The organism is Mycobacterium sp. E1715, assembly GCF_001667625.1.
Classification (GTDB): Bacteria; Actinomycetota; Actinomycetes; order Mycobacteriales; family Mycobacteriaceae; genus Mycobacterium.
Genome location: NZ_LZJJ01000335.1, coordinates 1 through 8,352 on the forward strand (window position 1 = coordinate 1; position 8,352 = coordinate 8,352).

The following is an 8,352-nucleotide window of genomic DNA, read 5'->3' on the forward strand; positions in this document are numbered from 1 at the left end:
ACGGCGCGAGCCTGACCCTGCTGCTGAGCATCGGGCACCAGACCGGTCTGCTCGACACGATGTCCGGGCTCGCGCCGTCGATGGCCGCGGCGATTCGTTCGGTGAATTCGTCGCTGGTTTCCGAGGCGGTCTCGGGTGCTGCGTTCATCTGCGCCGCTCCTCTTCGTTTCGTTCCCCGCAAGCGGGTGGGGGTCCCACTGCATCGTCCCCGGCGCGCATGGTCAGCGACGGTACACCGTAGTTTGGTGGCCATGAGTCAGACAGTGCGCGGCGTGATTTCACGAAAGAAGGGCGAGCCCGTCGAGCTGGTCGACATCGTCGTCCCCGACCCGGGGCCCGGTGAGGCCCTGGTGGACGTCATCGCCTGCGGGGTGTGCCATACCGACCTGACCTACCGCGAGGGCGGCATCAACGACGAGTACCCGTTCCTGCTCGGCCACGAGGCCGCCGGCCGGGTCGAGGCCGTCGGGCCGGGCGTGACGGCGGTGGAGCCGGGCGACTTCGTGATCCTGAACTGGCGGGCCGTCTGCGGCCAGTGCCGGGCCTGCAAACGCGGCCGCCCGCACCTGTGTTTCGACACGTTCAACGCCTCGCAGAAGATGACGCTGACCGACGGCACGGAACTGACGCCCGCGCTGGGCATCGGGGCGTTCGCCGACAAGACGCTGGTGCACGCCGGGCAGTGCACCAAGGTCGATCCCGCCGCCGACCCGGCCGTCGCGGGCCTGCTCGGCTGCGGGGTGATGGCCGGCATCGGCGCGGCGATCAACACCGGCGGCGTCACCCGCGACGACACGGTCGCGGTGATCGGCTGCGGCGGGGTCGGGGACGCCGCGATCGCCGGGGCCGCGCTGGTCGGGGCCCGGCGGATCATCGCGGTCGACACCGACGACACCAAGCTGGAATGGGCCCGTAAATTCGGCGCCACCCACACCGTCAACGCCCGCCAGGCCGATGTCGTCGAGGCCATTCAGGACCTCACCGACGGGTTCGGGGTGAACGTGGCGATCGATGCGGTCGGCCGGCCCGAGACCTGGAAGCAGGCCTTCTACGCCCGCGACCTCGCGGGCACCGTTGTGTTGGTGGGGGTTCCGACGCCCGACATGAAGCTGGAGATGCCGCTGATCGACTTCTTCAGCCACGGCGGGTCGCTGAAGTCGTCGTGGTACGGCGATTGCCTACCCGAACGCGACTTCCCGACGCTGATCGATCTGTATTTGCAGGGCCGGCTCCCGCTGGAGCAGTTCGTCTCCGAGCGCATCGGCCTCGGCGACGTCGAGGAGGCCTTCCACAAGATGCACGGGGGCAAGGTGTTGCGTTCGGTGGTGGTGCTCTAATGGTCGAGATCCAGAAGGTGGTCACCCACGGCACGTTCGAACTGGACGGCGGCAGTTGGGAAGTCGACAACAACATCTGGCTGATCGGTGACAACTCCAACGTCGTGGTGTTCGACGCCGCTCACACGGCCGAGCCGATCATCGAGGCCGTGGACGGCCGGCACGTGGTCGCGGTGGTGTGCACGCACGGCCACAACGACCACGTGACGGTCGCGCCGGAACTGGGCGAGGCGCTCGACGCGCCGGTGCTGCTGCACCCGGCCGACGAGGTCCTGTGGCGAATGACGCACCCCGACAAGGAGTTCCGCTCCGTGTCCGACGGCGAGACGGTCAAGATCGGCGGGACCGAGCTGCGCGCGTTGCACACCCCGGGCCACTCGCCCGGATCGGTGTGCTGGTATTCGCACGACCTGGGCGTGGTGTTCAGCGGCGACACCCTGTTCTCCGGCGGCCCGGGTGCGACCGGCCGCTCCTATTCGGATTTCCCGACGATCCTGCAGTCGATCTCCGAGCGGTTGGGCAAATTGCCCGGCGAGACGCTGGTGCACACCGGCCACGGCGATGACACCACGATCGGCGACGAGATCGTGCACTACGAGGAGTGGGTGGCCCGGGGCCACTGAGCGTTCGCGCGCCCTGGCGGCCACATCCGTCACACGCGCAACGGTTTCCTACCACCATGCCGCCGCCGGATTTGATATCGCCGGCGATATCAAATCCGAGGGTCGCCTAATGGTCGCGGACAGGCGGGCTATTGCCCCTCGAAGATCCGCCGCTTCTCGGCCTCGAACTCCTCCTGGGTCAGCGCCCCCGAGTCACGCAGCGCCGCAAGGGTTTTGAGCCGCTCCAGGCGCACCCCCTCGTCGGTCGGCTCGACGGGCGCCGCGGTCACGACCGGCGCCCCGTAGTAGGGATTCGCCGCCACAACGGCCCGGCGGCGGGTGCGGCTCAGCCACCGGCCCGACAACACCGATCCGGCCAGGCCCACCACGAACGTGGCGACGAACAGCCACACCGCAAAGCCGTAGGAACTCTTGTGGCCGAAGGCCAGTCGCGGGTCGATGTACCCGTTGACCTGTCCGTCGGTCGTGATGTTGTAGGTGCCGCTCGACGCGACGCGGGCGACCCACACCCGCACGTGTGCGTCGTTGTTGACCGTCGTCGTCGTCCCGATGCTCTCGGTCACGACGGGCTGCGCCACGCCGTCGGGCGGCGCGATCGTGACGCCCAGCGGCGGCACCGGCAGCCCGCGGTCGGGGCCGCTGATGACGACGGTGTGCAGGCTGATGGTGACATCACCGGCGGGCAGGTAGAGGCTGCCCGACCCGGGGACGGGCACCTCACCGTAGGCGTTGTATTTGTCCAGAAAGAAGGCGTTGAGCACCAGGGCGGCGATGAAGCCGCCCACCGATACGACCATCACGACGATGGCAGCGGCCAGCGAAATCTTCGCGAGCCGTCGGCTGCTCATCCAGGCAGTGTGTCACCGCGACGGCAGACGGCGCACACTGGGAGCCGGGTGAAACCGGTAAGGAGTGATACGCATGGCCAACGATCTCGTCGCCACGGTCCCCGACCTGTCCGGCAAGCTGGCTATCGTCACGGGTGCCAACAGCGGCCTGGGCTTCGGTCTGGCCCGCCGGCTCGCGGCCGCCGGCGCCGACGTCGTGATGGCGATCCGCAACCGCGCCAAGGGCGAGGGGGCGATCGAGCAAATCCGCAAGACGGTGCCGGACGCCAAGCTGACCATCGCCGCGCTGGACCTGTCGTCGCTGGCCTCCGTCGCCGCGCTGGGTGAACAACTCAACGCCGAGGGCCGCCCGATCGACATCCTGATCAACAACGCCGGCGTCATGACGCCGCCGGAACGCGACACCACCGCCGACGGCTTCGAATTGCAGTTCGGCAGCAACCATCTCGGGCACTTCGCGCTGACCGGGCACGTGCTGCCGCTGCTGCGCGCCGCCGGCAAGGCGCGCGTCGTCTCGCTGAGCAGCCTGGCGGCCCGCCAAAGCGGCAAGATCCACTTCGACGACCCGAATTTCGAGAAGTCCTACGCGGCGATGTCGGCGTACGGCCAGTCGAAGCTCGCGGTGCTGATGTTCGCCCTCGAGCTGGACCGGCGCGGCCGCGCGGGCGGTTGGGGCATCGTGTCCAACGCCGCGCACCCGGGCCTGACCAAGACCAACCTGCAGATCGCCGGGCCCTCGCACGGCCGGGAGAAGCCCGCGCTGATGGAGCGGCTGTACAAGGCGTCCTGGCGCTTCACGCCGTTCCTGTGGCAGGAGATCGACGAGGGAATCCTGCCTGCGCTCTACGCGGCGGCCGCCCCGCACGCCGAGGGCGGCGCGTTCTACGGGCCCCGCGGGTTACAGGAGCTGGCCGGCGGCGGCGTCCGGCCGGCCAAGGTCCCGGCGCCGGCCCGCAACGAGGCTGACTGCCAACGACTTTGGGAGCTTTCCGAGCGGCTCACCGGCGTCAGCTACCCGAAGCCGGACTGACGACTATCGTTGGGACATGCGGCCTGAGCCAAGGATGCCCGAATCGAGCATTGTGGTTCGGCCCGAGCCCGTTTACACCCAGTCGTCGCGGCTGCAGGCCGCCGGGCTGGCGCCGGCCATCGCGATGTTCGAGCGCGCCGCCGAGCAGGTGGCGCTGCCCAAGCCGCCGCAGCCCATCGTCATCGCCGACTACGGCGCCGCCAACGGCCACAATTCGCTGAAGCCCCTCGCGGCCGCCATCGCGGTGCTGCGCCGCCGTACCCGTCACGACCACGCAATCCTGGTGGCGCACACCGACATACCGGACAACGACTTCTCGGCGCTCTTCCACACCCTGGAAGACGACCCGGAGAGCTACCTGCAGCTCGACAACGCGACGTTCGCGTCGTCGATCGGCCGTTCTTTCTACGACCAGATCGTGCCGTCCAAGACGGTCAACCTCGGCTGGTCGTCGTGGGCGACGCAGTGGCTGAGCGCGATGCCCGGGGAGGTGCACGATCACGTGCACGTCGCCTACAGCAGCGACGCCGCGGCGCGCGCGGCGTACGCCGAGCGCGCGGCGCTGGACTGGCACAACTTCGTCGCGTTCCGGGGCCGCGAGCTGGCCCCCGAGGGGCGGCTGGTGGTGATGACGATCGCGCTCGACGAAGACGGCACGACGGGGTTCCCGACGCTGATCGACGCGATGCTCGAGGGGCTGCGGGAGCGCGTGCGCGACGGCCTGGTGCGCGAGGACGAGGCGCGGCGGATGACCATTCCCACCTTCGCCCGCGGCGAGAAGGACTTCCGCGCCCCGTTCGCGCCCAGTGGGCGCTTCGAGGGCCTGACGATCGACCAGCTGGAGATGTTCAACGCCGAGGACCGATTCTGGGCCCGCTTTCAAGCCGACCGCGACGCCGAGGCCTTCGGCGCGCAGTGGGCTGCCTTCGCCCGCGCGGCGCTGTTTCCCGCCCTGGTGCGCGGGCTGGACGGCGGGGTCGACGACGCCCGGGCCCGCGAGTTCGTCGATCAGCTCGAGCGCGCGGTCGCGGTTCGGCTGGCAAGCGCACCCGAGCCGATGCGAATCCCCCTGGCCTTGGTCGAGCTGGTCAAACGCGAACGATCCGGTGCGTGAGAGTTTCGACACATCCCGGCAACGGGTAACCCCCGACAATCGCGACCTGCGATTGCGAGGGGGTTATTGCATGAGCGTGCAGGACGACAAGTCGGCTGACCAGGACGCCGATCTCAAGTCGGCTGACGAGGACACCGATCAGAAGCTGACGGAAAAGCCCGAGCCTGACGAGGACGATAAAGCGAAGGCCGCCGAGATGATGGAGGCCTATAAGGAGAAGCCGACCATCGTGCTCCCCGGCACCGGCGGGAGCGTATCCGGCACCGCCGTCAACGACTGGCTGGACGAGGACGGCAATCCCAAGCACGAGGTTCCCGAGGGTACCGACTCGAAGGCCGAAAATTCCGACGACGAGCGCGACGAGCAGGCGTTGAAGGAACAGATCGAGAAAGACAAGGAGCTCAACGAGAAGCTCAAAGAGGCCGCGGCCGCCGAGAACAAGGGCGAAAAGGGTTGACCCGTCGGCCCGTTCCGCGCTACGGGCCGAATTGAGGGATGCCGCTGATGCCCAAGTCGCCCGCGATCCCCTGCACGATCTGATTGACGCGGTCCAGCCCCGGGATGGGTTCGTTGAGACCCGGCACCGGCGGGATGGGCGGCACCTCGGGGATCCGCGGGGCCACCGGACGGGCGGGCGCGGCCGCGAGTGGGGGCGCCTGCTGCGGTTTGGCTGACGGGACGCTGCTGGACGGCGTCTCGGTGTTGGCCGGCGGGTTGGTGTCCGTGCTCGACGGCGGCGGAGCCTCTTGCGTCGGGGGCGGCGGCTGCGCCGTCGCGGTATTGGGCGGCGGGGCGGGCGCCCGACTGCTGGTCACGCCCGGAGCCGGCGTGTTCGCCGAGTCGTTCGAGGAGGTCAGGCCGATCGTGACCGCGGTCCCCACGAGCGCAACCGCGGCCGCCCCGCCGACGATCGCGGCCAGCACCGGCAGCCGAAACAGGCGGTTCTTGCGCTTGGCGATCGGCCGCTCGCGCGGCTCGTCGATGTCAATGGCGGGCGCGGCCCCCGTCGGCCTCTCCGACCCCACTGGAGCCGCCTGCGCCGTCGCCGTGACGGGTGCGGCGGGCGCGGCCCCGGTCGCCGCCGCCGCGAACGCCTCCCCGGGCCCGTGCGCCGCCCGCAGCGCGGCCCCGGTCGCGGCCGTCAGCTCCGGGCGCGCCGTGGTGATGACCGGGACACGGAAGTACTGCGACAGCGTGGTGGTGATCGACGGGATGTGCGCCCCGCCGCCGGCGGATGCCACCGCGACCAGATCTTGAATCCCGTTGCGCGCCAACGCGTTTTCCAACACGGCCACGAACCTGTCCAGCGGGGTGCGGATCGCGTCGTCGAGCTCCTCGCGGGTGACCCGGATTTCGCCGGTCAGCCCGTCGGCCACCGTGGTGACCGTGTTGAACGACAGCTCTTCCTTGGCGTTTCGGCACGCGGTCCGCAGCCGGCTCAGCGAGCCGATCGCCACGGTGCCGGCCGGGTCGAAGGACGCGGTGCTCGGCATGTTGGCGACGACGGCGCTCAGCAGCGCCTGGTCGATCAGGTCGCCGGAGAAGTCGTGCAGCCGCAGGGTCGGGGCCAGCGCCTGGTAGTCGCCGTCGGCGCGCAGGAAGGTGACGCTGGTGCCGGTGCCGCCGAAGTCGCACACCGCCACCGTGCCGCGGCCCGGGATGCCGGCGTTGTTGCGCGCGGCGACGAGCGTGGCGGCGGCGTCGGGAATCAGCAGCAGGGGCCGGGCCCGGTTGGACCATTCGGCCACCGAGCTCAGCGCCGTGCCCACCGCGTCCACCGCCGCGGACGGCCAGTGGGCGGGGTAGGTCACGGCGACGCTCTCGGGCAGGGGCCGCCCGCCGGTGACGGCGTAGGCGAGCGCGCGCATGGCGTCGGCGATCAGTTGCTCGCCGCGGTGCACCGAGCCGTCGGGCGCCACGATGCCGCGGGGGTCGGAGACCCGGTTGACGAACCCGGTCAGCACCAGGCCGGGCTGGTTGAGCCGCGGGTTCTCGGCGGGGATGCCGACCTCGGGGGCGCGCTCGGGGTACAGCGTCAGGACGGGCTTGCGGGCGATGGCCTGGCCGGGGGCGACGGCCGCCAGGTTGGTGGCCCCGATCGACAGTCCCAGCGCGGTCTCAGCTCCATCGGCCATGTATCCCAACCCCAAACCTCAGCGACTCGCAAACCGGCTCGCCGTTATTGTGCCGCGGAAACCTGTACCGCGTCTCAGCGCAACCTAGGTGCCAGCTGTGCGGCGCGTCAGCGAATGTTGCCGGTTCCCGCGATCAGCGGGAGGTCCAGCGGCGTGACCCAGCCCGGCCGCAGGTCGTTGACGGCCGGCACGGCGTTGAGGGCGCGCATCCCGGTCGCCAGGCACCCGGCCGTGGCCGCGTCGCGGCCCGAGCCGTCGGTGAACCGGAACGCGGTCTCCTGGAAGATGCTGGGCGTGCCCTCGATGTCCACCCGGTAGACGTCGTTGTCGTGGCCGGATGGCCAGTCCGGGGCGGCATCCAGGCCGATGCGGTTGACGTGCTCAAGCTGAATCCTGGTGTCGCCCTTGTAGATTCCGTTAATGGTGAACCGGACGGCGGCGACGTGCCCGGCCTTGATGACGCCCTTGACGGTGTGCCGCTCGGTGGGCGTCACCCACTTGTCCCAGGTGGTGGTGATCTCGTCGAGCATGATGCCCGCGGCGTGGGCGATCATCGGGACCGTGGCTCCCCACGCGAAGATCAGCATGTTGGAGTCTTCGAGCATCGGGCTGTATTCGGGTTCGCGGCCGATGCCCATCTCGACCTCGTAGTCACCCTCGTAGTTGGTGTAGTCGAGCAGCTCGGAGGCACGCACCCGCCGCACCTCCGAGCACAGGCCCATCAGCGTCATGGGGAACAGGTCGTTGGCGAACCCGGGGTCGATGCCGGTGGTGAAGCAGGACGACTCCCCCAGCTCGCAGGCTTCGGTGATGGGCGCGATCCACTGCGGCGGGTTGAGGTGCATCGTCGGCCACACCCAGGGGGTCATCGCGGTCGAGCACACGTCGATGCCGGCCCGCAGGAAGCGGGTGATCAGCGCGATGTTGTCCTTGGCGTGCATCGCCGTCGGGCCGTAGTGCACCAGCGCGTCGGGCTGCAGGGCGATCAGGGCGTCGACGTCGTCGGTGGCCTTGATGCCCACCGGCTCGGGCAGCCCGCAGATGTCGCCGACGTCGCGGCCGACCTTGTCGGGATTGCTGACGCCGACACCCACCAACTCGAACAGCGGATGCTTGACGATCTCGGCGATCACCATCTTGCCGACGAAGCCGGTGCCCCAGACCACCACACGTTTTGGACCGCGTTCCGACATACTCACCTTCCCGTACCAGCCCCCGTGGGACTCACACTAGACCGGGCCGCCCCTCGCCTTGGCCGGAAACCT

8 protein-coding genes and 1 pseudogene are annotated in these 8,352 nt (G+C 69.7%); 6 read left to right on the top strand and 3 right to left on the bottom strand.

Annotated features, from left to right (window positions below):
- Nucleotides 1-17 precede the first annotated feature (17 nt).
- From A9X03_RS30870 to A9X03_RS17120, 3 genes and pseudogenes are all read left to right on the top strand, one after another.
- Nucleotides 18-86, top strand: a pseudogene (locus A9X03_RS30870) (hypothetical protein); the annotation flags it as partial.
- A gap of 165 nt (nt 87-251) precedes the next feature.
- Nucleotides 252-1,337: an S-(hydroxymethyl)mycothiol dehydrogenase gene (locus tag A9X03_RS17115; protein ID WP_067749642.1), complete on the top strand. Its 1,086-nt coding sequence runs from the start codon at nt 252-254 to the stop codon at nt 1,335-1,337.
- Nucleotides 1,337-1,960, top strand: coding sequence for an MBL fold metallo-hydrolase (locus A9X03_RS17120; RefSeq protein WP_067749640.1), 624 nt, complete (start codon nt 1,337-1,339; stop codon nt 1,958-1,960). The genes A9X03_RS17115 and A9X03_RS17120 overlap by 1 nt, the downstream gene beginning before the upstream one ends.
- A 128-nt stretch (nt 1,961-2,088) precedes the next feature.
- Here the strand turns inward: A9X03_RS17120 and A9X03_RS17125 are convergent, their stop codons facing one another.
- On the bottom strand, nt 2,089-2,808 hold the full coding sequence (locus A9X03_RS17125; RefSeq protein ID WP_068015480.1) for an SHOCT domain-containing protein: 720 nt from the start codon (nt 2,806-2,808) through the stop codon (nt 2,089-2,091).
- Between the two features lie 73 nt (nt 2,809-2,881).
- Here A9X03_RS17125 and A9X03_RS17130 point away from each other — a divergent pair, with 73 nt between their 5' ends.
- The 3 genes from A9X03_RS17130 to A9X03_RS17140 all read left to right on the top strand — a co-directional run bounded on the left by A9X03_RS17130 (nt 2,882) and on the right by A9X03_RS17140 (nt 5,409).
- The gene (locus A9X03_RS17130) at nt 2,882-3,838 is read left to right on the top strand and encodes an SDR family oxidoreductase (protein WP_068015478.1); all 957 of its coding nucleotides are present in this window, start codon (nt 2,882-2,884) and stop codon (nt 3,836-3,838) included.
- Nucleotides 3,839-3,854: 16 nt separating this feature from the next.
- The gene (locus A9X03_RS17135; protein WP_067890622.1) at nt 3,855-4,952 is read left to right on the top strand and encodes an SAM-dependent methyltransferase; all 1,098 of its coding nucleotides are present in this window, start codon (nt 3,855-3,857) and stop codon (nt 4,950-4,952) included.
- 70 nt (nt 4,953-5,022) lie between these two features.
- Nucleotides 5,023-5,409 carry a hypothetical protein gene (locus A9X03_RS17140; RefSeq protein WP_067749633.1) on the top strand — a complete coding sequence of 129 codons (387 nt, stop codon included), beginning with the start codon at nt 5,023-5,025 and terminating at the stop codon, nt 5,407-5,409.
- Between the two features lie 19 nt (nt 5,410-5,428).
- On the opposite strand, the gene A9X03_RS17145 is transcribed toward A9X03_RS17140, so the two are convergent.
- Both A9X03_RS17145 and A9X03_RS17150 read right to left on the bottom strand, forming a co-directional pair.
- Nucleotides 5,429-7,087, bottom strand: a complete 1,659-nt coding sequence (locus A9X03_RS17145) for an Hsp70 family protein (RefSeq protein WP_068262104.1) — start codon at nt 7,085-7,087, stop codon at nt 5,429-5,431.
- Nucleotides 7,088-7,194: 107 nt separating this feature from the next.
- Nucleotides 7,195-8,280, bottom strand: a complete 1,086-nt coding sequence (locus A9X03_RS17150) for a dihydrodipicolinate reductase (protein ID WP_068262106.1) — start codon at nt 8,278-8,280, stop codon at nt 7,195-7,197.
- Nucleotides 8,281-8,352 lie beyond the last annotated feature (72 nt).

Excerpts from the sequence above, each read along its gene's own strand:
- A9X03_RS17115 (WP_067749642.1), top strand. The coding sequence starts at position 252 with ATGAGTCAGACAGTGCGCGGCGTGATTTCACGAAAGAAGGGCGAGCCC.
- A9X03_RS17120 (WP_067749640.1), top strand. The coding sequence starts at position 1,337 with ATGGTCGAGATCCAGAAGGTGGTCACCCACGGCACGTTCGAACTGGAC.
- A9X03_RS17125 (WP_068015480.1), bottom strand. The coding sequence starts at position 2,808 with ATGAGCAGCCGACGGCTCGCGAAGATTTCGCTGGCCGCTGCCATCGTC.
- A9X03_RS17130 (WP_068015478.1), top strand. The coding sequence starts at position 2,882 with ATGGCCAACGATCTCGTCGCCACGGTCCCCGACCTGTCCGGCAAGCTG.
- A9X03_RS17135 (WP_067890622.1), top strand. The coding sequence starts at position 3,855 with ATGCGGCCTGAGCCAAGGATGCCCGAATCGAGCATTGTGGTTCGGCCC.
- A9X03_RS17140 (WP_067749633.1), top strand. The coding sequence starts at position 5,023 with ATGAGCGTGCAGGACGACAAGTCGGCTGACCAGGACGCCGATCTCAAG.
- A9X03_RS17145 (WP_068262104.1), bottom strand. The coding sequence starts at position 7,087 with ATGGCCGATGGAGCTGAGACCGCGCTGGGACTGTCGATCGGGGCCACC.
- A9X03_RS17150 (WP_068262106.1), bottom strand. The coding sequence starts at position 8,280 with ATGTCGGAACGCGGTCCAAAACGTGTGGTGGTCTGGGGCACCGGCTTC.